This window comes from Legionella tucsonensis, assembly GCF_001468035.1.
Classification (GTDB): domain Bacteria; phylum Pseudomonadota; class Gammaproteobacteria; order Legionellales; family Legionellaceae; genus Legionella; species Legionella tucsonensis.
Genome location: NZ_LNZA01000001.1, coordinates 1,449,833 through 1,475,679, shown reverse-complemented (window position 1 = coordinate 1,475,679; position 25,847 = coordinate 1,449,833). Strand labels below are relative to the sequence as shown.

The window sequence follows — 25,847 nt, the reverse complement described above, 5'->3', positions numbered from 1 at the left end:
ATAATTATAAATTTCATATGAGGTATTTGGAGAATAAGCATCATTTTATTTGTTAAGGCAGCTCATCATTGATCTCCAATGGAGGATTACCACATTCATTTCAGTTTTTCTAATAAAATAATATCCGCACCGCGGATATGCGATATTTTTTTTACTGATACTGATGTTTCCTGTAGCATTTTTTGTATATCAGAAAATAAATCAAGACCATGATGTTTTAATGGGCGTAATAAAAAATAAGCTTTACCTTTGTTTGCAAGCGAATTTTCTAGCGCTCGAATATAGCTCTGAAAAGAGCTGTCTAAATAAAATCTACAGCGATTTTTAAATTTGGAAGGAGAAAGTATTCCGTGGCCTGGTTGGAAATAGGGTGGATTGCTGATAGTCAAATCAAATTTTTCTTCCCATTTTTTTTCATGTAATTCATCATAATTTAAAAGATGCCAGCGAAATTGCAATTCAGGTCGATTGGCGTTAGCTATATTTTGATAAAAATATTCAGTATAAATATCCTGGATCTCAATAAAATCAATCTTCCGGATTGCTTGAAGATGCCACGATAGTTCAATTCCAATGACTCCGCAGCCTGCGCAGAGATCTAATACTCTTAATGAACCAAGATCTGTATAGGATTTCAATTGTGTTGCGACAAATTTTGCAAGATGAATTGAATCAAGACTGAAATGATATTCGTCAGGTTGTTTGTAATTATAAGTAAAATGTATGTTTAGTTCGTTCTGCATTGTATAAATCATTTTAAAAATTATTTTCTGTCAAAGTATTTTATTCGTGCTCCCTTATCTGGTTCAAGCCTTATGTCGTGTGATGAGCACCAAAGCTCCAATTTTAATAAGTAATTTATTCTGTAATGACTACCAGTACGACAAAGATAAGTTCCACTGGAAATCGATATCTTTTAAATTTTTGAAGTCAACATGGGTAGTCATTGGATAATGAGCTAATGGGCTAAAAAGCAAAGCTGTAAAGATTTACTATTTATTTGACTGCGTTTGCTTATGGATCTATATGTTAAAATTATAATCATCAATAAGGGTGGTCAAAATGTCATATGAAGATCGATTCTTTGTGCCAACCGTTGAGCTAAAAGAAAGAATAAAATCAAAACAGGAAGTTAGACCAGAAGATTTTACGATAATAGCTTATTCAAGTTCTGGTGGCGATGAAAGTTCTATCACCTTATTAGAACAGACTACGGCAGCCTTTCCCAAAGAATTGGTTAGAAATTTAGTATGTTTGTATCCTGGACGACTTGTTGAACATGAGATTCTTGCCCAACTCCAGGCAACAATAAAATTGGATAAGCATGTTGATGATGAGCTGGATACATTCGGGTATGCTTTTACTATGGTACAAAAAAAATTAGTAGGGGAGGCTATTAATAGAATGGAGTCCAAAATAGGCTTAATGCATGCCAATACCAAGATAGATGTTATTGAATTTTTCAATGACTTAGCTCATGGTAAATCAAAAGAGGTGTATCCTTTTTCCACTGAGGAGTTAGAAGCTCTTAGATCATTTCATGCGTCAGTTTCAGGAAAAGAGCCTTGGAGTACTGATAAAGAATTACTTAAAGATGTTTGTGTTCAGCGAGCCATGGCATTGATTTATACTCAGAGAGCACGAGCAATAATTGAACCGGTGGTGGCAGGATCTATTAATGAGCTTTGTGAACAGCGTACTTTGGAGCGATTAGAGTACGTTGAAAAAGAGCGATCCGTAGCCGTATTTACTACTGGAGGAGTTGCCTCTGGAAAAGGGAGTTGTCTTAAACTCGTTTCAAAAGTTATTGGACAATATGAGCCCGAACCTATTGCATGGAATCAACTCGTTCATCATAATGCGGATAGACTTAAGCCCTTTCTGCAAAAACCAGAAGTAGATCCCCTGAAATACTCTCAATTTACTTACGAAGAAGCATTATTGGTTAAAGAAAGGGTAATGCAAGTTATTGCAAAAAAAAGCAATATATTGGAGGGAGAGAGATACCCTGGTTTTCTTCATGACCAAACCAAATTAAAACCTGATGAGCTTCGAGAGGCGAATCAGCGCTATGGTGAAGTAGATATTGTTGCGATTTCTACGGATGTAGCTGCTGCTGTCGAACGAGCACATGGTCGCGGGAAATCAACACAACGATATGAACATACAGAAGGGCTGCTTGGATCCCATCAAGCAGTTCCTGGAGAAATGATAAAATCGTTAAATCAAGAAGAGTTAATAGGTTCTAATGTATCTGTGGCGATGTTTGATAATAATAGTCCTACAAGAGAATTGACTATGTTTGCTGCAGTGAACATGAGAACGAAGGAGATTATTATTTATAATGAGGAAATGATGCAAAATTGGATTAAGAAAGAAAATATTAATCCTAAAGCAAAACCAGGGGAGTCTTTATATTTAGAAAAACCAGTTCGCTCAATTACTGAATATTTTGGTCCTTTGATTGAAAGGGGTTTCGAATTTGAGCTTGAGGCTCCTGAGGCTACCATGAAATTTAAAGTATAATTAAATTAGCCATATTTGCTAAATATAATATATTGTGGCTATAATGGTTATAATTTATTCACAAGGAGTAAACATGATGTCGAAAGAAGCTAAAGAAGCTAATGGTGAAAAAAGTTCTAGTAATACTAAAAAAACATGGTCTTTTCTAGATACGTCTAAACGAATTTTAGAGGAAGAGAAAAGTCAAAGCGCTGCAGCAAAAAAAACAATTAAAGATAAAGACGAAACCTCAAATAATATGATTGAAGTGGAGCCAGATATAAATCAGCTTTTTAAACATAAATAGTTTGGATAAAAGAAGCTATTCAAAAAATCGATGCCTCATGCTGTTGTATGCCAATAGAGGCAGGTCTTTCCTTTTCTCAGATAATCTTTCTGGGCGATTGGCCCTCCCAAATTATAACTCTTGCAGATAATCTTGAGATTATTTTACACCGGGTGTCCGTCGATTTTCTTCGTGGTGCCTCATTGCTAGTGGTTTCATTTATTGCATCTTATTTTGTTAATGTTTTATTCTTTTATGTTTTATTTTTCTGGTTCATTGCCTTTGCCACATTCAGCATTTCGATGTCGGCGCGATTAGTCCAGTTGTCTGATGATCATGCAAGCTCTGAGTCTCAACTTTCTGGCCAATTGATAGATAGCTTGTCGAATCAATCCAATATTCATATTTTTTCACGAAAAATCTATGAAGCAGAGCTCCGATTTTAATGCTTGATGAAACCACATCTCAGCTTGATTCCATCACAGAATCCAGCATTCAAGAGAGTCTCTGGGAATTGATGCAGTCAAGAACAACGATTGTTATTGCTCATCGCTTATCTACTTTGTTACATATGGACAGAATTTTGATATTCGATAAAGTCCATATTGTTGAAATTGTTGAAGACGGTACACATGCTGAACTATTGCATCTTGGCGGCTTTTACAAAACTCTGTGGGATACGCAGGTAGGCGGGTTTTTACCTGACGAACAAAAAAGAGCCCCTGAAGACTCAGCTGATAGTGGGGCAGTAGATGACTAAACTACATACATGGTGATGTATTATTTACTTAATGACTTACTATCAGGTTTGTACTCGATTTTAAAGGAAAATTTGCTCGGCATTTCTGTGTATGGTTCGGTCATTTGGGGGTGATTTTGATGAATAAACCTCAAGAAGTTCATTCATTTGTGCATGAAATGCTTCAGCATATTCAAGAGAGAGAATAAAAGATGTCAGTAACACAAGAACAACGACTCATCGAAGTAGTTCCCTATGATTCTAATTGGCCTATGCAATTTGTACAGGAGGCCGAACGAATTAAAAAAGCGTTAGGTAGTAATTGCATTAAAATTCATCATATTGGCTCCACATCAGTACCTGATTTGGCTGCAAAACCAATCATCGATATGATTCCTGTTGTTTTGGAACTAAGCAAAGTAGATAGTGCCAATGCTGCCTTGCAAGCCCTTGGCTATGAAGCAAAAGGAGAATACGGTATTCCTTTTCGACGCTATTTCCAAAAGGGAGATAATCTACGAACACATCATGCTCATATTTTTGAGCTTGGAAACTCCGAAATCGGACGGCATTTAAAATTTAGGGATTGGATGAGAACGCACCCAGAAGATAGAGAAGCTTATGCACGTTTAAAACAAGAGTTGGCGCATCAACATCCTTACGACATTACTGCTTATTGCTTAGGTAAAGAAGACTTTATTGCAGCAGTTGATAAAAAAGCAGGGTTTAATGGATTAAGAGTGGTTAAGGCATTAACAACTCGCGAATGGGATAAAGTACGTCATTTCAGACAATTCTATTTTTTTGACAAAGCAGGACTTTCCGACCCTTATACATGGACTTTTGAGCATGATGCTCATATTCATTTTGTTTTATTTCAAGGAAGCGACATCATTGGTTATGCCCATCTGCAATTATGGTCTCGCAAAAGAGCAGCTTTGCGTATCATTGTTATTGATGAAAAAAAAAGAAACCATCAATACGGTAGCCAATTCTTGACATTATGTGAAAAGTGGCTAAAAAACCAAGGGTATCGAAGTTTACACGTCGAATCGTCACCGGATGCTCTAAAATTTTATAGAAATAATAGTTATATCGATATGCCATTTGATGATCCTGATGGCTATGAAGGCGATGCTCGAGATATCGCGGTAGGAAAAATAATATGATCAAAATTGAAGTGAGTATTAAGGCACTGGAATTATCCGATATCCCCATTTTGGTCGATGCCTTTCAAAAAGCAAATTGGCATAAACCTGCGTCATTGTTTGAAGTGTATTACCAAGAACAACAACATGCTGAGCGAGTGGTATGGCTAGCTTATGTTCAAGACCAAATTGCTGGCTACGTTACTCTAAAATGGATATCGTACTATGAATCGTTCGCTCGGCAAAAAATCCCGGAAATTATGGATTTAAATGTATTACCTGTTTTTCGCAAGCTTGGAATAGGAAGTGCTTTGCTAACAGCTGCTGAAGAAAAGGCATCAAGTCAGCATGATCGTGTAGGTATTGGGGTTGGGTTATATGGTGGTCCTGATGAAGGATATGGACAAGCTCAGCGGCTTTATGTAAATCGAGGTTATATTCCTGATGGTTTAGGGATAAGCTATGGTTATAAGCCAACCATTCCGGGGGAAACATATCCCTTAGATGATGATTTAATTTTATGGTTTACCAAAAATTTAAGCGGTATTCATAAATGTTAAAATTTAATTCGTTAAAATCTCAATATAAAATTTATAAAAACCTGCAAAAAAATTAATTTTCTCTTAAGTACTATTTCAATTCTACTATTTTTATAGTAGCATCTACTAAAAATATAGTAGTAATATGATTTATTCAGTTTCTGGAGGAAAAATGTCACTAAAAAGAGGGGCAAACCCTGTTCACGATCGTCTCCTTACTGGGGTAGAACTTGAGTTAATGAATATTATTTGGAGCCTTAATAAAGTAACGATTAAAGATATTGTTTCACATTTACCCAAAGAAAGACCTTTAGCTTACACCACTGTGGCAACTGTAGTAAAAGTGCTTGAGCAAAAAGGATTTCTGGTATGCCAAAAAAACACTTATGCCCATGTTTTTCTTCCTCTTGTTACAAAGACTGAGTATGAAAGCACATGTATTGATCATATGCTAACACATGTTTTTGATGGTGAACCTGCGGCACTGGTGCAAAGACTCTTGATGGCTAACAAACTACAACATGACGACATTCAAGCAATTGAGGAAGCGCTGAAACAATTGGTAACTTCTAAACAATAAATAGAGGCCTAGTCATGTTTTTTCTAGAAATTTTATTGAGCATTCATTGCTTACTTTTAATAAGCTCATGGGGGATTGGTGGTCGTTGGCTTGCAAATCAACCGTCATTTAAACTCAAATTGACCCGCCTTTTACTAGTCAGTTGTGTGATTTCTCCATTAATCGTTCATTGTATAAATACCAATCAAAAACCTGGGCGGCATCACTATGCATCCATTGATACTTTACAAGAGTATGTGAACCGCCCCATCTTAAAGGCTGAACCCTCGCAAGAAACTCCTGAAGCTGAAACTTCTTTTTCAATAAGTAATACGAGTTATTTTCAGCTCTTTTATGTCGTGTTTTGTTTGTTCATCTTGTTTCACAGTTATAAAATAATATTGAGTTTGGGTGATTTAAGAGCACTATTAGCTGAAGCAATTCCCTATCGAACTTCTGGTAAACTGGTTATTAAAGTCTCTCACCGCTGCTGTATCCCTTTCTCAGTATTTCTATTGAACAAAGCTTATATCGTATTACCCGTATCCTTATTTTCTTCTTTCAAGAATGTGAAGATTGCGATTGCTCATGAAGGCCAACACCACCGTAATGGTGATTGCCTATGGGCTTATTTTATTGAAGCCCTGCGTATTATCTTCTGGGGTAATCCAGGTGTTACTCGATGGAGTCGTATTTTAAGCGAACTACAAGAATTTTCATGTGATGAAGTATTGGTTGGCCAGCCAAAAATTTCGGCACATGACTATGGCCACTGTCTATTTGATGTAGTACAGACAGTCTCTCAATGCACTTTGTCATCTAACCGAGAAATTGCATGCACGGTGGGCATGGCTTTGGGCAAACAAAACGAAGACTGTAGTTTTATCATCAGGAGGATTTCAATGTTATCAACTTACCCACTATATGCATCCAAATCCTTATTGCTAGGGGTAGCCTTTGCAGGGTTTTCTATTTTAGCTCCAATCTGTGTCGCCTATTCAGCAGTAGGATCATTGACTGATTTAAAAGCAAAAGAAATCGATACATCCCATTTAGATCCTAAAATACAAGACATTGCAGAGAAAGAAATTAGGGCGGCTGTGAAACAATATCATGCAAAATCGGGGGTTATTGCAATCATCAACTCAAAAACCGGTAATATTATTGCATTTGCACAAGCAAGTAAGAATAAAAGTCATAACAGTTGGGAATCGCGTGTTTTTTCACCTGGATCCACGATAAAGCCTTTTATTGCAGCGGCAGCGATTGATTCTGGAAGTAGCTCTGAAACAAAAAACTATGACTGTCGCTCACCTTATTCTATAGAAAGCAAAGTATTTACCAACTACAATCCTAATGTAGATTCTGCTTCTTTGACAGAAGCTATTGCCAAATCAATTAATGTCTGCCTTATTAAGGTCTCTCAAGAAGCAGGGGCACCAGTGATCCGTAAAAAACTCTCTGAGTTTGGTTTTGACATGAATACTTGGTGGCAAACAAATCAAAGTGACAGCTTGCAACTTGCTATGGCTTCACTCGGTGAGAATATCCCTGTTACTATTGAATCGTTAACAAAATCTTATGCCATTCTTGCTAATAAAGGACATTCATTCGATAGAAATGAGTCGCCTATTATTTCAGAAAAAACGACAAACTCAATAAATCATATGCTTGAGAATGCTGTTATAAATGGTACAGGGAAACTTGCAGTTATTCCCGGTGTTGCTGTGGCGGGTAAAACAGGAACCATTATAGATAACAAGAATAAGCATCTTGCCTTGTTTGCGGGGTTTATGCCAACTAGTTCGCCACGATATGTGATGTTAGTCGTCATTGAAGACGGTCAATTAAGCAAAAATGGCAAGTCTTTGACCTCTGGTGGGGAATTGGCTGCTCCTGTATTTCGTAAGGTTGCAATGAATAGTCTAAGTAGTACCAAACTATAAATCACCTGTGGTCGCGGCAGCTTTGCTGTACCCATATCGATATAAATTAAAACGATGTTGGAGTTGTTATGAAGAAAAAAATTGTATTTTTAGGTTTAGGTCTATTATTTTGTACTGCGACTTACGCTCAACGCACCTGCTTTTTAGCAAAAGAAAATGAAACTGTATTAAAACACGAAGGCAATGATTGCGATCAGCGCTATGCTCCGGCATCAACCTTTAAAATTGCATTAAGCCTTATGGGCTTTGATGCAGAAATATTAAAGGATGAGCTTCATCCTGAATGGCCATACAAAAAGGAATATCAACTTTCTGCTGTCAATGTATGTAAATATCCTCATACCCCGCGCACCTGGCTAAGAGATTCTTGCGTATGGTATTCCCAAATACTGACCAAACAATTAGGATCGACCCGATTTAAGAATTATGTTGATGCTTTTCATTATGGTAATCAGGATGTTTCCGGCGACAAAGGTCAGAGTAATGGATTAACCCATGCCTGGCTTTCAAGCTCACTTGCCATTTCACCAAAAGAGCAAATTCTGTTTCTGCAAAAAATAACTCATAAAAAACTTCCCGTGAGCCCAAAAGCTTTAAACATGACTAAAGATATTCTTTATCTCCAAGAATTAGCTGGCGGCTGGAAACTGTATGGAAAAACGGGAACGGGTCTACAATTGAACGACAAAAGTCAAAAATTATCTTTACAACACGGATGGTTCGTGGGCTGGATTGAAAAGAATGGTCGTGTGATTAGTTTTGCGAGCCATATCGCAGATAGCGAAGAAAAAACCAACTTTGCCAGTCTTAGAGCAAAAAATAATGCCTTCATTAAATTGTTTTATTTGATAAATGAATTGGAACAATAATTTTATCTAAAAATCCTTGACCTTATTGTTACTATATACCTTAGCTTTATATTCAAGGAGAAATATGATGACTCAATGGTTCGTAAAAGACTTAAGCAAAATTACCGGTGTTACGGTGCAAACGTTACATCACTATGACCGCATTGGTTTACTTAAACCTTCATTGCGACAGTCCAATGGGTATCGTATTTACTCCGAGAAGGATTTATTGAAATTGCAGCAGATTATTGCCTTGAAGTTTTTTGGTTTTGAGTTATCACAAATCAAAATTTTACTCTCTGAAGATCGTGGCGCGCTGAAACATTTTGAAGCCCAAGCCCAGGTGTTAGAACAAAAAGCAGCTTCGCTGACTTCGGGAGCTAAAACTTTAAGAAGCATTGTTGACTCTGTTGATATCAATGAATCCATTCCATGGGAAACCATTATTCAACTGATAGAGGTATATAAAATGGCAGAGCATCTTGAACATGATTGGGTTAAGGAAATATACACACCGGATGAATTAAAACAATATGTAGCGTTTGAAAAGGAAATGAAAACAAATAATAAAGAGGAGTTTGAAAAACGATGGCATCAACTCTTAGATGAGCTGAAACAAAATATGAAACATGATCCTGATTCCACTATAGGTATTCAAACAGGAAAAAAATACATGGAATGGGTTAATAGTGTATATGGTAAAAAATATGCACATCTAAGAACTAAAAAATGGGAAAAAGGATTTGGGGAAGGAAAAGGTCTTGATGACATTGGTTTAACACCAGAGATTATGGCATGGTTAGAAAAGGCTTTAGATGCTTATTGGAAGAATAGACTTTATAGTATTCTTGAACAAATAGGCAAAGCGCCAGTCTCTACCATATTAACACTTTGGGATAAGGCTTTAGATGATATGTATGGTGAGGAAACTTCACGGAAATATGCTGTTTGTGAAATTGCTTTGAATGATGATAAGGTCAGTCCAGAAGCAAAGGCTTGGCTTAAAAGTCTCTTGGATGCTTACAAAGTGTAAAAAATAGACGAAAATTCCGGATCGGTATTATTTTACCGATTCGATCTATAATAGATATCAACTTAACTCAAGCAACTTCTTTTAATCCGCGATTTAAAGAGTTCTTTATTCAACGAGAAAAAGAATGCAAAAACAGGGAATACACCACGGAGCATTCTGCCAGGATGAGGTTTCCTCAGCCTGATGAGGACTAGCACAGTGCGGTGAAAGTCGCAATCTGTGTTCTTAGAGGACTGCTCCTCAGTAATGAGAGTGGTTACTCGAGTTTATCCGAAAATCGAATATGGATGAGACCCTGGTAACTGAAGCAAAATTTCTTTTAAATGCGGATATTGGGATTTTTCGTAAGTCCTGTCTAAACTATAAAGACCATCTGAATTTAAGGTCATAGAAATGGAATATCTTACCGAATTTACCCCCTATCGCGGGTTAGCAGGCGGGGTTCTGATTGGTCTCAGTGCGGTTCTTTTTTTAGCGTTGAATGGACGAATTGCTGGGATGAGCGGATTAGTCCATGGGTTATGCCCGCCAGAAAAAGGTCAATCCTTATGGCGAATGGCTTTTCTGCTTGGTCTTCTCATTGGTGGTATGACCCTTTATTTGGTCCCGGTTATACAATTTCCATTGCGTCATGACTTTCCAGTTCTACTCTTGTTAATTGGAGGTTTCTGTGTCGGTTTTGGTACACGTATGGGGCAAGGGTGCACTTCAGGTCACGGTGTTTGTGGGATTGCGCGTCTATCAATGCGCTCAATCCTGGCTACGCTGACGTTTATGGCTTCGGCCTTTATTACCGTGTATATCGTACGGCATTTGGGAGGGATCTATTGATGTATCATTTGATGGCTTTTATCAATGGGATAATCTTTGGAGCGGGATTGACCATTTCAAACATGGTCAATCCTTATAAAGTACTTGATTTTCTGGATGTCACCGGCAATTGGGATCCCACTTTACTTGTGGTCATGCTTGCCGCGCTATTGACGACCTTTATTGGGTATCGGATTGTTCGCCTGTTGAAAAAACCGGTTCTTGATGAAGGTTTTCATATCCCTGAAAAAACAAAGATTACAAGGAGTTTCATTGTAGGTAGCGTTATATTCGGCGTGGGTTGGGGAATTGCGGGCTATTGTCCAGGCCCATCAATATCTGCTTTAGCTACTTTGAATGTGGATCCATTATATTTTGTTATCGGTATGGTCATAGGTTCATATGTCTATTATTGGTTTTATATCCGCAGTAGAAAGGAGTGAATTATGTTTATTGAACAATTTTACGACGATGGATTAGCACATCTTTCCTATTTGATAGGTGACGAGCAAAAAGCAATCGTTATTGACCCACATTTAGATGTAGATGATTATCTTGATTTTGCGCATAAAAAAAATGTGCGCATTATTCATATTTTTGAAACACACCGTAATGAAGATTATGTTATTGGATCACGCGCTTTATCAGCTATGACAGGAGCGGACATCTTTCATGGCAAGAATTTGCATTTCCAGTACGGTCATCCCGTCAAAGAAGACGATTTATTCAAGATGAATCAGATGGAAATCCGTGTTTTGGAAACTCCCGGCCATACGGGTGAAAGCATATCACTGGTTTTATATGATAAGTCGTCTTCTGATGCACCATTTGCCGTTTTTACAGGCGATGCTTTATTTGTTGGATCGGTCGGCAGAACTGATTTATGGAAAACACGTACGGAAGCCGCTGGAGAATTGTATGACAGTATTTTAAAAAAAATATTACCCCTGGGGGATCATGTCTTGCTTTATCCTGCCCATGGAGCTGGTTCAGTGTGTGGTGACGGTATAGGTGCACGTAACTTTTCAACCCTGGGATATGAAAAAAAATACAATAAAAGCTTGCAGGTCAAGAATAAACAAGCTTTCATTGACGCGCAAAAAGACAGGCAATTTGAGATCCCTCCTTATTTTAAAGAAATGGAAAAAAGGAACCAGAATGGGCCTGATGTATTTAAAACACTCCCAAAACTGGCGCCTGTATCTATAAGTGACCTGAAGGATAAAAAAGCACAAATCATTGACATTCGTTCTCCTGAGGCTTATGCCGGAGTCGCAATCCCTGACAGCATTTCTATCCCGGCCCAAATGATATCAAAATTTGCGGGATGGTTTATCGATTATAATAAAGACATCATTCTTATCGCAGAGAATGAACATATGATGGGGGATGCTGTTAGGCAACTGGTACGTCTGGGATATAAAAAATTTCTAGGTTGGTTTCCAGGTTTGCACGCATGGGAAATCACTGGTAAATCTTACTGGCATACACCTGCTATTCATGCCATGGAAGTCAAAGAACGTATTAAACAAGATAAGCCGTTTACACTACTGGATGTACGCAGCGACAACGAATGGAAATCCGGACATCTGCCGGGCGCTAAACATGTCTATATCGGTGAACTGTTAGATCATTTAAAAGAAATGAACAAAGACACAACGATCACAACGTTCTGCGGCAGCGGGCAAAGGGCAACCATAGCGGCATCTTTATTAAAGAAACATCAATTTGAAAACATTGAAATCTGCTTTGGCTCCATGGCTGCGTGCAAGGAAGTCGGATGTCCGATTGAGAAGTCGTAATGGCGTACACATGAAACTGGAAACTAATGATACAGACATGTTAGACTTGGCAGGGTTTACGAAAAACTCCCAATATCTTCGTTATAAAAAGTTTTCAATTAGGTCATTTAGTTATCTAGAATACCGAATGATTTAAATTTAAGCAGACAAACTTATAGCTATATGTAAATTTGTAATCATGGTGGTTTTATGATGACGAGATGTGGTCTCGTTTAGAAAAATTACTTCCAAAGTCTAAAGGTCAACCATCACTGATAATTAAAATAAAGATAAAGATCAGCATGTTTATATCGCATTTCGTAAGATTTGGTTGAATTTCCATCGATGATCCAACTTGGATTGGAAATCATTTTCTTTTGTGAGGATAGAAATTTTTGGTAATTATGTTCAACTCAGTTTTTAAAAAATATTTATCTAAAGATATTTAATATTTGCTAAACCATACAGCAAAAGTTGATTTACCCCAACCAGACCTGTAGATGATCATGATCTTCTGAATACTTTATCTAGGGTGATGAGGAGCTTTTGGGTATCGTGTGAATAAAGGCTATTTTAAAAATGAATAAAGATTATACCATAGTTGTTTGATGATTTTTGGGCATGTTAAATGGCGCGCCGGAAGAACTTTAACCTCCGATCCCCTGGTTCGTATTCTTCTTGTATTTATTTAAAACCTTGTTCATTCCTAGCACTTCTTGGGCAGCCCGACTTAGCGAATGGAGTGATATTAAACGAACTGGAAAAGCGGCTTGTATTACTGTTTGGAAAGATTGATTTAGATTGATGGAGTGAGTTGATGGATATTTAGCCGCTGTCTCTTGATGAGATATGATCAAGAGACAGTTGCTTGCAACCAAGATTTGTAACAGTATTGGCCCAATAAATCAAATCAATAACACACTGCGAGAATGCACATGATCTAGCAAATACGATATAATCATCTATTTATCCTGATTAAGAAGAAGTCATCATGTTATCCAGAGTATTTTCGCTACCGCTTGTGCCCCTCATTGTTATCTCACTATTAGGTTGCTGTATGGAAATTGATATTTCATTACCCAGTTTCCCGAGCATTATGACTTACTTCGGTAGTACAGAAGCACAAGTTCAAAACACATTAAGTCTTAATTTTTTAGCATTCTGTATTTCTGGGTTGCTGTATGGACCATTATCCGAAACATTGGGACGGCGTGTGCTGATGATTTTTGGTGCAACTTGTTTCTTAATTGGAGCAGTTGGATGTGTGTTTTCATTTTCTATATACCAATTAATGTTTTGGCGTTTTATTCAAGGATTAGGCGCCAGTAGTACTTTAGTGATAGGCTTTGCCATGATTTCTGATCGGTATAGTGGCGAAGTTGCTGCAAATTATATTGGTAAAATTAACGCCTATGTCACTATTTTTATGGCGGCTGCTCCTATTTTAGGAAGCGCTATTATCAACTATTTTACTTGGCGAGCTAACTTTACCTTCGTTGCGATTATTGCTTTGATTTCATGGCTTTTTCTGGTATTGCAATTACCGGAAACTAAAACAGAAAAGCAGCCTTTAAATATTTTGACCATATTTAAAGACTATCGGACAATTTGTTCGCATGGCAAGTTTTTAATTTATGCAAGTATGCCCAATATGTTAGTGACAGCCTATTTAACTTTTGTGGGTAGTGCATCGTTTTATTATATTAATACATGCAATTTATCTTATTTCCAATTTGCCATGCAACAAGGATTGATTGTATTGTTATTTTCGCTCACCAGTTTTTATGCCGATAAAGTGATTGCACGAATCGGTGCTCGAAAAGCTGTCCATTTGGGGATGATATGTTGTACCGTATCCATTATTCTTTTTACTTATTTTGCTTTCCAATATCCAAATTTCCCACATTTGATTACGTTTGCTATGTGCTGGATGGCAGTAGGTTGCGCATTTCCAATGAGCGTAACTTTTGCCCAATCATTAGAAATTTTACCTAATCTTAAGGGAGCGTGCTCTTCATTCATTATGTCAACACGCTTGTTTGTTTCCTCCGGAGCAGTTGCTTTAACCGGCTTATTATTTGATGGTTCGATGCGCCCTGTTGCCCTTGTTATTGATGGAGCTATCATTTTAGGAATTGGCATGTATTTCGTAATCGAACGAATGATGCTCCCAAGAATTCCTATGGATCAGAACTTGAATTTTGAGTAGTAAGCAGACTTCATTAAATACCTAGCGCAAATCACGAGAGTAATGTAACCTTTCATCACGTTTGAATTACTTGATGTTAAATATCTCTAACCGCATCAGAGCGCTCTAAGCTGATGCGTCTTCGCCTTTTTAAAAAATACGAATATTGGAGAGCGGGGCGCACTATGTACTTTTGTGCGCAGAAGGCAAATCAGCCCCAGAAATAGCACGCCATTTGAACAGAAATATTATTATGGTACGCTTATGGCTTAACCGTTACATACAAGATGGGGTCGAAGGTTTAAGAACCAGAAAGCCACCTGGTCGTCCGGAACAAAAAGCCCCTATTATTGAAACCCAGCTTGAGGAATTGCTTCATCAATCACCTCAAGACTATGGTTATCAAGTAACTGGATGGCAAATCAATGTATTGAAAGACTGGTTTGCCAGACAAGGTTTTCATGTTGTGATAATACGATAGTCAAGTCACTCAACCGTCTAGGCTATATTTATAAACGTTTTTCTAAAACATTGCTTAAAAATGCGCGGCCTGCTGAAGAAAAAAGAACTCGTATCAAGGATATTGTTTGAAGCCATTGGGCAAAATGAGCCATCAGACATTGAAATATTATTTTTGGATGAGATGCACTTTTCAAATCAACCCTATGTCAGCCGGGGCTGGTTAAAAAGGGAGAAAAAAAATAGTCCATACGGAAAAATCCCGCTTAGGGAAAATTGTCTTTGGAGCTTTAAATATGAGGACAAGCCGCATTTACTGGAAACATGCAGATAAAGGCAATAGTCAGCAATTCATCATGTTTTTACACCAGCTACATAAAGCAAATCCTGATAAAAAAATGATGATCATTCTTGATAATAGCCCTATACACAAAAGCAAAAAAGTTCAAAGATTCTTACAGAAGCACCCATGGGTAGAGTTGTTCTTTTTATCACCTTATTCACCTGAATATAATCCCATTGAACGGTTTTGGCACTGACTTAAACAAAAAATTTATAGCTGCAAATCTTTTTCAAAAATGGAGGACTTAATATAACAAGTAAGAAAATTGATCTGGCATTACCATGAGAATAGGATTGTTTCTAATATAAATTTTAATTTTCAGGCTTACAATAATTTGCGCTAGGTATTTAATGAAGTCTGCTTATTTGTCTACTGCACATATGAAAAACGCTGAATCAGATGTCGAAGACTTTCTCTATCTCAACAAAGTAAATTTCTCATTATCTAAAGGCAGTAATTTTCCTGATTTGGATTGGACTGATGCTCAGAGGAGTGCCGATTTTTGATGGGGTATAATGACCTAATAGTTCATTGACTTGCTCCCTAGCTCATTTTTTGCTTTAATCGGGACAATTTCTCCTTCATGAAAATTTTTAAAACAAGAGCATCTGATAGAACTAAAATGCACAAAACACGCTGTTCCTTCACTAAGAATAAACCCAAAACCTTTGTCTTTGTTAAACCATTTTACTGTACCGCGTAGCTCGTCTGACATATCTTCTTCCTTTTTATGTAACCACTTAGTGTACAATATATCTCCTAATGAATGCAGGGGAATAATACGTTTTTTAGAATATTTTTGAGAGAAAGAATCCATCCTTCTCAAAATGCAAGCATACTAAGGATAATGGTGTAATTGGTGCTCATGATATCGATTATTAAGAGTTACTAATACTCTTGTTAAATAATAAAAAATTATTTTTCCCTGTTGTTTTTATCTCATACAAAGCTTCGTCAGCCAGTTTAATTAAAGTATATAAATCATCTCCATGTTGTGGATAAAGGCTTATGCCAATGCTGGCGGTAATCGAAATTTCATGGTTTTTTATTGTTATTGGTTTTGCTATGGAAATTAGAATTTTTTTCGCTACATTAATCACCTGATCTATATCGGACAACTCAGTGAGTGCTACTATAAATTCATCCCCACCCTGTCGTGCAATAATGTCAGTTTCACGTAAAGAGGACTTTAATCTCTTGCCGGTTTCAATGAGTAATTTATCCCCGATATAATGTCCTAAATGGTCATTCACTTCTTTAAAATAATCCAAATCTAAGAACATGATGGCAATCTGTTTTTGGTGGCGTTTTGCATAAGTTAGTGCGTGTTCAAAAGAAAGTTCTAATTGTTTTCTATTTGCTAATCCTGTTAAAACATCATGATAAGCGATGTATTTTAGCTCTTGTTCTGCCTTTTTTTGAGCATCAATATTTTGAATTTGGATAATCATATAAAGGGGTTGATCTCCAGTATCACGGATTAATGAGCAACTGAATAAAATCCATATGATGCTGTTGTTTTTATGAACATAGCGCTTTTCCAAGTGATAGGATTTTATTGTTCCTTCAAATAATTGCTGCACCGCATATAAATCGAGATTTAAATCATCAGGATAGGTGACGGTCTCAATGTTAGTGTTTAATAATTCTTTTTCAGAGTATCCTAGAAGTTGGCAAAGCGCTTCATTAACTTTTAACCATTCACCCTCTAATGAAACTAAGGCCATAGCAATTGCGGAAGAATTAAATGCAGAGCGAAAACGCAGCTCACTTTCTTCCTGGGTTGCATTCTTTTTAATCAATTGATTAATTAAATCTAAGTTTTCATACCGCAATTTAAAATTGTTGTTAAGAAAACCATATCCCATCCAGGAGACTGTTAGTATAAAACAAAAATAAACCAATAACGCTCCTCCCAAAAGTAAATAAGTGGATGCATCCTGATAAAATAGCCAGAAGCTCAATGGAAGAATGGTTAGCATAAAAAATAAGAGACTTGCGGTTCTATTGGGTTGAAGGATGTGCAGTCCACCCGATGCAACACCGATAACAATCGAGATAATGAGCATCTGATTGAGTAAGTCGTTATAGGGGATAAGTACAGAGCCTGCAATACCCCACAGGGCACCGTAAATAATTGTTAAACCGATTAAAACTCTTAAATAATATTGAGACTTAATGGGATGTGAACGATTAAAGAAAAATAGGACTGCATTTAAAATAAAAGCAGTTATTGAAGTCATAAACCAGATGAGAAGATGTTTTTGGTTGGCCCTGTCATATAGGCCGATAAAAGCTATTAATGAGCATAAAAAATTGGCAGGGATGCTTAATAACAAGTTTTGATTTAAAAGTGTCAAATAATCAATAAATAATTGCTCAGCGTGCTCTTTTTCTATTGTTATTGAGTTGCTGGGCATTGGACTCTCATCATGAATTGTGTTTGATGCACCACAAGGAAGTTTCTTTTTCTATTATCTAGTTTTTGTGGCAACGGTGTGAAGTCTTTATTACTCATAACCAATCCCTTTTATTTGCTAATAAATAACTCTCAGGGCTTTTACATCAAACATGAAAACAATAGCGATGAAAAAAGTTCTGGAATCAATAATATAGAATGATTATTCCTACTCCTCAAGAACGATTATTCTCATCCAATATGTGATAAAATATCAAGTCTTAATGAATAAGCTGAAGACCTAAGCATGCATCTTTTTTGGCGGCAAGTCTATTTTAATACTTCAATTGATGAACTGGCTAAAGCCGCGCCGGCATCTATAAACATTTTGGAGGGAAAGAAAGTCTGGCTAGTTTTTGATTTGGAAATTTCTGGATGAAAAATTCCTTTAATGTTTTATACCCATATAATTTATTGACGTGGTCAAATAAAAGTTTACAACCCAGTTAAGTAACCTTCATTAAAATTTCTATCTTTTGTTCGAATTGGTTCGGACTTTGAGACCCCAAATAAGAGTGCAATCGATTGCTGTTATAGAACATTGTGATGTAGTTCAAAATATCTTGCTGAGTTTCCCACTGTGTTTGATAATTACGCATTGAACTCGTTCTTGCTTTAAGCTATCAAAAAAGCTTTCAACCTAAATACGTCAGTTGGATGCAGTATAAATGACACATATGCTGATCTTGCACTGTTTTTGGATGATTTTCCATCGAAAGAGTATCCTTCATACGGTGAGATTAAAAACCAATGAATAGCTACTTCTAATCTATTCAACTTCCGAATTTAGAATTAATAATCTATAAAAGAGAGAGTTTTTTTATGCGGAAGAACCCGATATGTTATGGCTTGTAATTAGAAATAGTACTTCCTATTTGAGTGTAATTCAAACCGTCAGTTGTTATCACTAATTAATGAATAGACTCACAATCTAATAAAGAAAACGTATTCAACTGTGAGTCTGTGAATGGCTATTTACACAAAATTCTGTAAAGGCCCGAACAGTACTCTTTACGCATACTTAAATTATCCGCCAATATGCCAATCTATATTTCCTGCAGTAGAATACCAGTAGCTGCCATCTTTTGTGGTATAGGATACTTGAACATTATCTGAGTGTTGGACTATACCGCTCACAGAGCCAGAGCCACCAAAAATTGAACACCATGGTTGGCTTGATTCAATGGTAAAATTTTTATTTTCACAGATATATTTCAATACAATTCTTGGAGCAGTTGTATCATCTTGGCTTATTGTGAACTTAGAAGCCACTTCATTGTTTTTAATTGTTTGAGGAGCTTGTCCATAAACAAATTTTCCACCTCTTAAATCATATTTTTCTAATTCACATGTATGCCCAGACTTATTATATATTGATATGTTTAATTGACCACAAAGATTATCGGATGCAGATGCTGTCATCGTAGCACCAAGCAAAGCAATACCAATTATTATATTCTTATTCACTTTATACTCCCTAAATTGATAATAAATATTAAATGTCTTCACCAGTTGTAAGGAGATCAATCGGGCAAAAGGATCAATTTTCAATTGGTGTTGACACAAATTTGCTTGGTAAATGTATACTAAGATCAAATTAATTTCAAATTGAATTGATGTTTATTAGTTTTTCGGTGAAATAATTTCCGAACGTTTTAAAATCTAATTCCACATTAAATATCAATTGGTGGCTGCAATTGTCGTCCTCTTAAGTATTTTTCAACAGCTTTGCTCAATACTCGATACCATTGTTGCTCTTCAGTTAGCTGCTCCGCATCACATTTAATAATTTAAAAAATGTCGTAATACGTCCTAAAAACAGTTTTATTTCTTCTGTCTTACCGTGGGTGGTTGTAACTTAATTCAGGGTCTGTCCGGCATGGGATGTTTGTTTCGCAACCGCATGAAGTAATAATGGACGGCTAGTAATCGCCTCTAAGTGTTTATTGGGATCAGCTAAACGAACAAATATACTCCAACAATTATAAATCAAACCTACAACACGCGAAAGCAGGCGACATTTGTAGAAATTATGTCATCTGTTTGAAAAATATTTCCTCGGACAACGCATCATTGTCGAAACAGTTATTGATCAATTAAAATCAATTTGCCAAATTGAACATACGAGACATCGTAAGCCTGATAATTTTGTTATTAACCTCTTATCAGGCTTAGCAGCTTATATGCTCAAACCGAGAAAACCTTCAAAATCCATGCCCTTAAAGATAATTGGGCTATGTTTATGTCGAGTTGAGGTTAATGTTGCTATTTCAAGGGCACAATGTATGGCTGTAATTGTGTATTCTCAAGAATTGTTAAATTCCGTACCAAATAATATAGAACAGATCACGATAATGAATATGTTTTGCCAATTAGTAAAAGATCAGTAGACTTATTTAATACGGTAGGTTTAACGATAATTATAAGAAAGCATTTACATTTTATAGTGCTCGTTTTTTGTTAGTGTCTGGGTATCGCTTTCTTTTTCTGGCCTTTTTGTACCAAAAAAACTCCATAAGGATGGGATGAGACTTTTTGGGGATGCTTGTTCAACAACACTAGAGTTTTCTACCTTCTCCGGACCGAGAAAACTGTTAACCAGATACTTACCCATGGAGCTAAAAATACCATAACTGGCGACACCAGATAGGATTGTGGCTCCATAATTCCAGGTAGTATGAAAGCTTCCTCTGGCTGTCTCTAAGAGTCCATGACCCAAGGCGAGAAACTGCAAACTGGCTGAAGTCATTTCTAATGTATTACTAAGCATGTGCAGGTTGTTGGCACGTAAATAGTCTGTAAGCAAATTCAGAGTGATGTGGCATAACTCGCCACCAAGTGGGATCATAAGCTGTTGAACCTGCTCAAAAAGACTCAAGTAGTCACTTGTGCTGGAGTGATATACCAGTTTTAAAAGAACAACTGCATAATAAATCGCAAGAACTTTTAAGCTGGCGTTTACATGGGTATCACCCAAGCGCATAAAAAGGTATTCCGTAGCACTACGAATCCCAAGGCTATATCCTAGGGATGCGCCTCCAAATGCATAGTTCTGCATTTCTTCTAACTTGCTAGGTTTATGAAAAAATAGACTATCTTCTCCATAAATTGCTTGACACATTTGTGCATCTAACGGGCCAGGCATAACGGCATAGGTAGAATTTAAACAGGCATCCATATTCACGCATAAGCTTGTATCTGATGTTATTCTATCGAGATATGGCATTACCGAACATCCCCTACCTTGAGGGGTATTTTGCAAATAGGCACGGATGGACTCTACATCATGCAGATGTGCTAAGCCAATAGCATGCCCTATTTCATGACTAATGGTTCTAAGATTATATGCTATGAGTTTACCAGAATTGTCATAGTAATTTGAAGGAATACATACCAGACCAAATTGAAACTTTCCCGATGTTGTGTATACTTGTTGCCAATATCCATTGGCTGCTTTCAGGTTGTCACAATTGGCTATTATGATACCATTAAAAGCATTCGTGTTGATTTTGTCAACGTAGATGAATTTAACTGAGTTTTCACAAGACTTTTCCCATTGTTTAAGTACTCTTTTAAGCCAATTAGTACTATGAGAGCTCAAAGGATCAAATGAACTTTGCGAAAACCTTTTGAGTGCGTCATCCTTGATGCGCTGCGGTATAATGGATAGATCGAAAGAGTATGGGATAGTCGTAGTCTTTTGCATCCTTGGCCAATGGTGAAGGGTGGCGTTGCGGATTTCGTCAATTGTCAGATTTCTACAGTTATTTTCTTTCATTACGGTATAATCAAGCAAAAGTGTGTACTATAACTGATAAAAATTAATAAAATATTAAGAACTATCCAGAGACACATGTTGTTCAATAGAATAGCGTTCTCAACGTTCAGAGTCAGTAGAAAGTGAGTTTTCGGCAAGCGTTCCTTTTAAAGTATCTCTTGATCAAACACATCGTGATTGAATTAAGAATGATCTTAAGCGATTGTGTCGCAAAAACTGCTCCAGATACAAAGCGAAGTTATTTTGGGCGTAGTTAAGCAGCTAGCTCATAGAATTGTTCATTTTCTGATTGTTGATGTTGTTTTTTTCTTAACATATGGTGTAGCTTAATCCCTAAATAAAGTAGCTTGCGCCACGCTCTAATGCCGATTCTTCAATTTCTCGATAGCGTAATAACATTAAAATGACACTACTTAAAACTGAGCATGCACTATCAAACTTTCTAGAGAAATCATCTAACTCTACCAGCTAGGACATCTTTTTGCGACACCCTTATTCTTGCAGTCACCCATTCTTTTAATTTTTCGTGTATTTCTTGACGCAGAGGCTGGTGCATTACTAGAACCATTCAGTTGCGCAAATCTGTTAAATCAAAATCAATTTCTTGTGGTACAAGCTTTGACAATTCAATCTTGATCATTGCCAAATAGGTGACAAAGTCAAGTTTTAAACTTATTTTTATCTATCGGTGTTAAGGTAGAATAAATTCTCAAAACACAAAGCACTACTCCCATGTTACGCTGTATGAGTAATTATTCCAGTGTAATTCAGCTGTAGTGTCTTTTGATAATGAGGTCACTCCTGCTGGGTTCCTGTATATATAATGTCCATAATTTTGCTCACCACATCGGAAAATTTTTGAAACAGCACTTTATATTATTCTTTTTTTAGTTATTTTATTAACCCGTTTGCGTTTTTTAGTTAAATATAAGCTCGCACGATTATATTTTATAAATTTACTTTTCTGCCATTTCATCATACCTCGAAATTTCGGATATCCTTTTTAGTAGGCTAATCCAAACTAATTGAGTATTTTCATGTTGAATGCAATCGCTGACGCAAACACATTCAATGTAAGCGAATACAACCAATCGAGTTTCTGCTCTAGTTATATCCCCAAAAGCAAGCAGGTATGATTTAGGCTTTTTAAAGCTACTGTCTTTCAACTTTAAATTTCTGGGAAGGGTACTATTATATATTTGGATGAATTAAAAGAAAGGATACTATTATGACTAAAAAACCAAAGCCTCCATTTCCTGAACAACCCATTACCCCACCTGGAATTGAAGAAGAAATGGACCCAAACCCTCATTATGAAGCAGAGGCTTATCATCCTGCTGGAAAATTAAAAAATAAAGTCGCTTTGATAAGTGGAGGAGATTCAGGAATAGGTCGTGCTGTTGCGTTACTTTTTGCTCGCGAAGGTGCAGATGTGACCCTGATTTTTTTACCCGAAGAAAAGCGGGATGCAGATAAAATTAAGCAGGAAATTGAATCTTTGGGCCGAAAAGTTTTGCTTATTGCGGGAGATTTGAAACAAGCAGATTTTTGTAAAAAAGTAGTGACGGATACGTTGGCTTTTTTCAAAAAGATCGACATTTTGGTTAATAATGCAGCCTTTCAAAAACATCAACCTAATCTGGATGCGGTGAGCATGGATCAATGGAATATTACCTTTACCAGTAACATTTATAACTATTATTATCTTTGTAAATTTGCAGTACCACATATGCAGCCTGGAAGTGTCATTATCAATACTGGTTCAATTACGGGATTAGAGGGAAGTAAAGAGCTTTTGGACTATTCTTCCACAAAAGGAGCCATTCATGCCTTTACCAAATCTCTAGCTAAAAATTTAATAGACAAGGGGATTCGCGTAAATTGCGTAGCACCAGGGCCTGTTTGGACTCCTTTAAATCCAGCAGAAAGAACAAGCGAGAGTATAAAAAATTTTGGTGGAAACACTCCTATAGGGCGACCCGCGCAACCTGAAGAGATTGCACCAGCTTATGTGTTTCTCGCTTCTAATGCGGATTCGGGATACATCAGTGGTCTCATTCTTCCTATTTTAGGGGGAAATACAATAGCCGGTTAGAAAGTGCTTTAAGTTATAAGGAATATTTCCCAGGGAAAATAATTGGATTTATACAACAAGTAGTGAGTTATAAAATATTCAGAAAGCTCATAATTATTTTTTATATCTATACTTGAAATTGTAGATGGTGTCGTTCTCAAAATTTGAATTGACATACAGTTAAAAGGAGATCGTTATGAGCAAAGGAGATAAATCAAGTTATACAGATAAACAAAAGCGACAGGCAAAACACATTGAGGATTCTTATGAAAAGAAAGGTGTGTCTAAGAAAGAAGCAGAAGAACGAGCTTGGCGTACGGTTAATAAACAAGATAAAGGTGGAAAGAAAAAATGATTTTAAACTTTTAAAAGCCTAAGTAAGGTGATTATTTGGGCTTTTATTTTGAAGCAAGTGATTCTTCCTAATTTGTTATAATCGCATCACCTAAGCTTTTAAAAACATTATTATTTGATGCTTCAATATAAGCTATAATCTATTTAAGTAGAGGAGACTTTAATGTTGTATCGACTTTTTATTAATTATTTTCGGCTTAAATTAATACGGATTATTTTAAATCGTATCAGAGGTGGTAAGCGAGTCAACACGAAAAATCTCAAAACCATCAATATCCTGACCTATTGTCTCGAATTTCTTACAACATATTATTTAAGTAGTAAGCGAAAGGTTAAATAAGTTCATTCTTCTGGCTGTAGCTCCATTGATTTGTTTAAAGAGGGCTAGCTATAAGTATGAATATCATCCTTTTATCATCTCTTCCACAGGCGAAGTCAAGAGAAAGCCCTGGTTTTATACTATAGTAAAACAATAAGTTGATTTAATTATGTATCCACAAGGGAGGTGGCTATGACTATAAATTGCCCCGGATGTTTATTGAAAAAACATATGTAGTAATAGTGGGATGAATCTTAAAGATATCATTCCTTAAGGAGATCAAAATGACAGATACTAAGAAAGATGTTCACTTAACTACAGAAATCTTTGAAACTAAAGAAGAGGCTGAAAAAGCCTACCAAGATGCTCTTGATGAAGGTTATACTCCGAAAGAGATAAATGTGATGATGTCCGAAGACTCTCGAAAAAGATATTATGATTCTGTTTTAGTTAAAGAAGGCTCTAAAACATCAGAAGGTTTGGCAATCGGTGGCGCTACTGGAGCTGCGGTTGGAGGTATTGTGGGTGCCATGGCAGCAGTTGGTACCAGCGTAGTCATCCCAGGATTGGGACTTGTAGTGGCAGGTCCTTTAGCAGCAGGGCTTGCTGGTGCAGGAGCTGGTGGAATAAGTGGTGGTTTAATGGGCTCTTTAATTGGCTGGGGAATACCCGAAGATAAAGCGAAAGTATTTGAATCTGGTATCAAAGAAGGAGGAATTGTATTGAGTGTCAATGAAACACACCCCAATAGCCATTTATCGTCTACCTGGAGCCATTATCATCATTTCCAATAGCAGTAAGTATGGATTAATAAACTTTTCATTGCGCTCCAAGTAAGGGGCGCAATTTTATTTAGTATACATGGTTTTGATCGCGCCCAATTACGTCTTATTTTTTAATAGTTGCAAAAGAAGAAAACCTATTCCACCTGCAATAAGTAAAGAGGTTATGGGTTTTTCTTTAACTTTGCTTATGAGTACGTCAGTGTGTTCACAGATACTCTCTTCAACATTGGCAGCAACGAACCCTTTTACATTGTTCCTGACTACTGAAGCAGGTCGTCATTTTTCTCTAACTTTAAATAGCGAAGAGTCATTAGGTAAAACAATTGAACTGACTCCACAACAGCCGCTATGCCAAAGTAAGTATAGAATTAATTGCTTTCAAAAAACGTTGTTTTAGATGAACTCATCATAGCTCGTTGCCAAAGGTAGATTATTATTGTCTGCTGCAAAGGGACATCTGTGCTATAATGTAAATATAGATTGTATAAACAAACTTATTTTTCGATCCTTCCTTAAAACTTGTAATCACATTATACCCTCTTTAGCTCACATTTATTATGTGCCTTTATTAATTTTTAGATCGAGAATTAAAGTGTTTACTTATACTGCAAAAATATATTTTGATAATTTTGAAATAACGAATCATTCGGGAAACGATTTAGAGTCTCTTTTCATTTGGATGTTAACTCAGGTACACGGAAAATTTGGTAACTTAAATGGTCAAATAATCAACAATAAAACGCATTTAGTCGAAAAAGAGTTCCAAACTTGTTCTTATGATTAACCCTTTGATGGTCCCAGCCTAACAACTATTATTTGATAAATGGCTGTATCAAGCAAAATTTTTTTGGCAATAGAATTGCTCTATGAAATTTTTTCACCAATACTAACATTA

Annotated in this window: 25 protein-coding genes and 3 pseudogenes; 22 read left to right on the top strand and 6 right to left on the bottom strand. The window is 36.6% G+C overall.

Going from position 1 to position 25,847, the window contains the following annotated elements:
• Positions 1-95: 95 nt before the first annotated feature.
• Positions 96-755 (bottom strand): methyltransferase, encoded by a 660-nt coding sequence (locus Ltuc_RS06435; protein WP_058520469.1) that lies wholly within the window; start codon positions 753-755, stop codon positions 96-98.
• Between the two features lie 307 nt (positions 756-1,062).
• Here Ltuc_RS06435 and Ltuc_RS06430 point away from each other — a divergent pair, with 307 nt between their 5' ends.
• The 17 genes and pseudogenes from Ltuc_RS06430 to Ltuc_RS15310 all read left to right on the top strand — a co-directional run bounded on the left by Ltuc_RS06430 (position 1,063) and on the right by Ltuc_RS15310 (position 15,690).
• Entirely contained in the window at positions 1,063-2,526 is a 1,464-nt protein-coding gene (locus Ltuc_RS06430; protein WP_058520468.1) for a DEAD/DEAH box helicase family protein, read from the top strand.
• 73 nt (positions 2,527-2,599) lie between these two features.
• On the top strand, positions 2,600-2,812 hold the full coding sequence (locus tag Ltuc_RS06425) for a hypothetical protein (protein ID WP_058520467.1): 213 nt from the start codon (positions 2,600-2,602) through the stop codon (positions 2,810-2,812).
• Between the two features lie 46 nt (positions 2,813-2,858).
• Positions 2,859-3,551, top strand: a pseudogene (locus Ltuc_RS14985) (ABC transporter transmembrane domain-containing protein); the annotation flags it as partial.
• 191 nt (positions 3,552-3,742) lie between these two features.
• Positions 3,743-4,699 (top strand): bifunctional GrpB family protein/GNAT family N-acetyltransferase, encoded by a 957-nt coding sequence (locus Ltuc_RS06410; protein WP_058520464.1) that lies wholly within the window; start codon positions 3,743-3,745, stop codon positions 4,697-4,699.
• A complete protein-coding gene (locus Ltuc_RS06405) occupies positions 4,696-5,238 on the top strand; it encodes a GNAT family N-acetyltransferase (RefSeq protein WP_058520463.1) in 543 nt (180 codons plus the stop codon). The genes Ltuc_RS06410 and Ltuc_RS06405 overlap by 4 nt, the downstream gene beginning before the upstream one ends.
• Before the next feature lie 151 nt (positions 5,239-5,389).
• A complete protein-coding gene (locus Ltuc_RS06400; RefSeq protein WP_058520462.1) occupies positions 5,390-5,797 on the top strand; it encodes a BlaI/MecI/CopY family transcriptional regulator in 408 nt (135 codons plus the stop codon).
• A 14-nt stretch (positions 5,798-5,811) separates the two neighbouring features.
• Entirely contained in the window at positions 5,812-7,722 is a 1,911-nt protein-coding gene (locus Ltuc_RS06395) for a M56 family metallopeptidase (RefSeq protein ID WP_058520461.1), read from the top strand.
• A 68-nt stretch (positions 7,723-7,790) separates the two neighbouring features.
• Complete coding sequence (gene blaOXA, locus Ltuc_RS06390; protein WP_058520460.1) at positions 7,791-8,591, top strand: class D beta-lactamase; 801 nt, start codon at positions 7,791-7,793, stop codon at positions 8,589-8,591.
• A 67-nt stretch (positions 8,592-8,658) separates the two neighbouring features.
• On the top strand, positions 8,659-9,603 hold the full coding sequence (locus Ltuc_RS06385; RefSeq protein ID WP_058520459.1) for a MerR family transcriptional regulator: 945 nt from the start codon (positions 8,659-8,661) through the stop codon (positions 9,601-9,603).
• Positions 9,604-9,996: 393 nt separating this feature from the next.
• Entirely contained in the window at positions 9,997-10,434 is a 438-nt protein-coding gene (locus Ltuc_RS06380; RefSeq protein WP_058520458.1) for a YeeE/YedE family protein, read from the top strand.
• Positions 10,434-10,856 (top strand): DUF6691 family protein, encoded by a 423-nt coding sequence (locus Ltuc_RS06375; RefSeq protein ID WP_058520457.1) that lies wholly within the window; start codon positions 10,434-10,436, stop codon positions 10,854-10,856. Before Ltuc_RS06380 ends, Ltuc_RS06375 begins: the two co-directional genes overlap by 1 nt.
• Positions 10,857-10,859: 3 nt before the next feature.
• Positions 10,860-12,215 (top strand): MBL fold metallo-hydrolase, encoded by a 1,356-nt coding sequence (locus tag Ltuc_RS06370; RefSeq protein ID WP_058520456.1) that lies wholly within the window; start codon positions 10,860-10,862, stop codon positions 12,213-12,215.
• 970 nt (positions 12,216-13,185) lie between these two features.
• Positions 13,186-14,403 (top strand): multidrug effflux MFS transporter, encoded by a 1,218-nt coding sequence (locus tag Ltuc_RS06365; RefSeq protein ID WP_083498053.1) that lies wholly within the window; start codon positions 13,186-13,188, stop codon positions 14,401-14,403.
• A gap of 145 nt (positions 14,404-14,548) precedes the next feature.
• Positions 14,549-14,863, top strand: a complete 315-nt coding sequence (locus Ltuc_RS06360) for a helix-turn-helix domain-containing protein (RefSeq protein ID WP_338011332.1) — start codon at positions 14,549-14,551, stop codon at positions 14,861-14,863.
• A gap of 60 nt (positions 14,864-14,923) precedes the next feature.
• Positions 14,924-15,175 (top strand): hypothetical protein, encoded by a 252-nt coding sequence (locus tag Ltuc_RS15315; protein ID WP_133138273.1) that lies wholly within the window; start codon positions 14,924-14,926, stop codon positions 15,173-15,175.
• The gene (locus tag Ltuc_RS15875) at positions 15,084-15,380 is read left to right on the top strand and encodes a transposase (RefSeq protein ID WP_083498051.1); all 297 of its coding nucleotides are present in this window, start codon (positions 15,084-15,086) and stop codon (positions 15,378-15,380) included. The genes Ltuc_RS15315 and Ltuc_RS15875 overlap by 92 nt, the downstream gene beginning before the upstream one ends.
• A 154-nt stretch (positions 15,381-15,534) precedes the next feature.
• Positions 15,535-15,690 carry a hypothetical protein gene (locus tag Ltuc_RS15310; protein WP_157064601.1) on the top strand — a complete coding sequence of 52 codons (156 nt, stop codon included), beginning with the start codon at positions 15,535-15,537 and terminating at the stop codon, positions 15,688-15,690.
• Between the two features lie 14 nt (positions 15,691-15,704).
• Here the strand turns inward: Ltuc_RS15310 and Ltuc_RS06350 are convergent, their stop codons facing one another.
• The 4 genes and pseudogenes from Ltuc_RS06350 to Ltuc_RS06340 form a co-directional block, all read right to left on the bottom strand.
• Entirely contained in the window at positions 15,705-15,899 is a 195-nt protein-coding gene (locus Ltuc_RS06350) for a cold-shock protein (protein ID WP_058521626.1), read from the bottom strand.
• Positions 15,900-16,062: 163 nt separating this feature from the next.
• Positions 16,063-17,604, bottom strand: a complete 1,542-nt coding sequence (locus tag Ltuc_RS06345) for a GGDEF domain-containing protein (protein ID WP_058520452.1) — start codon at positions 17,602-17,604, stop codon at positions 16,063-16,065.
• A 484-nt stretch (positions 17,605-18,088) separates the two neighbouring features.
• Positions 18,089-18,279, bottom strand: a pseudogene (locus tag Ltuc_RS14975) (IS3 family transposase); the annotation flags it as partial.
• A 389-nt stretch (positions 18,280-18,668) separates the two neighbouring features.
• Entirely contained in the window at positions 18,669-19,109 is a 441-nt protein-coding gene (locus Ltuc_RS06340) for a hypothetical protein (RefSeq protein WP_058520451.1), read from the bottom strand.
• A 560-nt stretch (positions 19,110-19,669) separates the two neighbouring features.
• Between Ltuc_RS06340 and Ltuc_RS15870 the strand changes: the two are divergent.
• Positions 19,670-19,870, top strand: a pseudogene (locus tag Ltuc_RS15870) (transposase); the annotation flags it as partial.
• A 206-nt stretch (positions 19,871-20,076) separates the two neighbouring features.
• Here the strand turns inward: Ltuc_RS15870 and Ltuc_RS06335 are convergent.
• Positions 20,077-21,420 carry a zinc metalloprotease gene (locus Ltuc_RS06335; protein WP_058520450.1) on the bottom strand — a complete coding sequence of 448 codons (1,344 nt, stop codon included), beginning with the start codon at positions 21,418-21,420 and terminating at the stop codon, positions 20,077-20,079.
• 1,228 nt (positions 21,421-22,648) lie between these two features.
• Between Ltuc_RS06335 and Ltuc_RS06330 the strand changes: the two genes are divergently transcribed.
• The 4 genes from Ltuc_RS06330 (at position 22,649) to Ltuc_RS15680 (ending at position 25,349) form a co-directional block, all read left to right on the top strand.
• On the top strand, positions 22,649-23,515 hold the full coding sequence (locus Ltuc_RS06330) for an SDR family oxidoreductase (protein WP_058520449.1): 867 nt from the start codon (positions 22,649-22,651) through the stop codon (positions 23,513-23,515).
• Between the two features lie 175 nt (positions 23,516-23,690).
• On the top strand, positions 23,691-23,849 hold the full coding sequence (locus Ltuc_RS15510) for a hypothetical protein (RefSeq protein WP_010653565.1): 159 nt from the start codon (positions 23,691-23,693) through the stop codon (positions 23,847-23,849).
• A gap of 602 nt (positions 23,850-24,451) precedes the next feature.
• Complete coding sequence (locus tag Ltuc_RS06320; protein ID WP_058520448.1) at positions 24,452-24,961, top strand: hypothetical protein; 510 nt, start codon at positions 24,452-24,454, stop codon at positions 24,959-24,961.
• Positions 24,962-25,151: 190 nt separating this feature from the next.
• Positions 25,152-25,349: a TraK domain-containing protein gene (locus Ltuc_RS15680; protein ID WP_238584079.1), complete on the top strand. Its 198-nt coding sequence runs from the start codon at positions 25,152-25,154 to the stop codon at positions 25,347-25,349.
• Positions 25,350-25,847 lie beyond the last annotated feature (498 nt).

What these genes read in the sequence shown, in the direction of transcription:
- Ltuc_RS06435 (WP_058520469.1), bottom strand. Translation starts at nt 755, where the DNA reads ATGATTTATACAATGCAGAACGAACTAAACATACATTTTACTTATAAT.
- Ltuc_RS06430 (WP_058520468.1), top strand. Translation starts at nt 1,063, where the DNA reads ATGTCATATGAAGATCGATTCTTTGTGCCAACCGTTGAGCTAAAAGAA.
- Ltuc_RS06425 (WP_058520467.1), top strand. Translation starts at nt 2,600, where the DNA reads ATGATGTCGAAAGAAGCTAAAGAAGCTAATGGTGAAAAAAGTTCTAGT.
- Ltuc_RS06410 (WP_058520464.1), top strand. Translation starts at nt 3,743, where the DNA reads ATGTCAGTAACACAAGAACAACGACTCATCGAAGTAGTTCCCTATGAT.
- Ltuc_RS06405 (WP_058520463.1), top strand. Translation starts at nt 4,696, where the DNA reads ATGATCAAAATTGAAGTGAGTATTAAGGCACTGGAATTATCCGATATC.
- Ltuc_RS06400 (WP_058520462.1), top strand. Translation starts at nt 5,390, where the DNA reads ATGTCACTAAAAAGAGGGGCAAACCCTGTTCACGATCGTCTCCTTACT.
- Ltuc_RS06395 (WP_058520461.1), top strand. Translation starts at nt 5,812, where the DNA reads ATGTTTTTTCTAGAAATTTTATTGAGCATTCATTGCTTACTTTTAATA.
- blaOXA (WP_058520460.1), top strand. Translation starts at nt 7,791, where the DNA reads ATGAAGAAAAAAATTGTATTTTTAGGTTTAGGTCTATTATTTTGTACT.
- Ltuc_RS06385 (WP_058520459.1), top strand. Translation starts at nt 8,659, where the DNA reads ATGACTCAATGGTTCGTAAAAGACTTAAGCAAAATTACCGGTGTTACG.
- Ltuc_RS06380 (WP_058520458.1), top strand. Translation starts at nt 9,997, where the DNA reads ATGGAATATCTTACCGAATTTACCCCCTATCGCGGGTTAGCAGGCGGG.
- Ltuc_RS06375 (WP_058520457.1), top strand. Translation starts at nt 10,434, where the DNA reads ATGTATCATTTGATGGCTTTTATCAATGGGATAATCTTTGGAGCGGGA.
- Ltuc_RS06370 (WP_058520456.1), top strand. Translation starts at nt 10,860, where the DNA reads ATGTTTATTGAACAATTTTACGACGATGGATTAGCACATCTTTCCTAT.
- Ltuc_RS06365 (WP_083498053.1), top strand. Translation starts at nt 13,186, where the DNA reads ATGTTATCCAGAGTATTTTCGCTACCGCTTGTGCCCCTCATTGTTATC.
- Ltuc_RS15315 (WP_133138273.1), top strand. Translation starts at nt 14,924, where the DNA reads ATGCGCGGCCTGCTGAAGAAAAAAGAACTCGTATCAAGGATATTGTTT.
- Ltuc_RS15310 (WP_157064601.1), top strand. Translation starts at nt 15,535, where the DNA reads ATGAAGTCTGCTTATTTGTCTACTGCACATATGAAAAACGCTGAATCA.
- Ltuc_RS06350 (WP_058521626.1), bottom strand. Translation starts at nt 15,899, where the DNA reads ATGTCAGACGAGCTACGCGGTACAGTAAAATGGTTTAACAAAGACAAA.
- Ltuc_RS06345 (WP_058520452.1), bottom strand. Translation starts at nt 17,604, where the DNA reads ATGCCCAGCAACTCAATAACAATAGAAAAAGAGCACGCTGAGCAATTA.
- Ltuc_RS06335 (WP_058520450.1), bottom strand. Translation starts at nt 21,420, where the DNA reads ATGAAAGAAAATAACTGTAGAAATCTGACAATTGACGAAATCCGCAAC.
- Ltuc_RS06330 (WP_058520449.1), top strand. Translation starts at nt 22,649, where the DNA reads ATGACTAAAAAACCAAAGCCTCCATTTCCTGAACAACCCATTACCCCA.
- Ltuc_RS15510 (WP_010653565.1), top strand. Translation starts at nt 23,691, where the DNA reads ATGAGCAAAGGAGATAAATCAAGTTATACAGATAAACAAAAGCGACAG.
- Ltuc_RS06320 (WP_058520448.1), top strand. Translation starts at nt 24,452, where the DNA reads ATGACAGATACTAAGAAAGATGTTCACTTAACTACAGAAATCTTTGAA.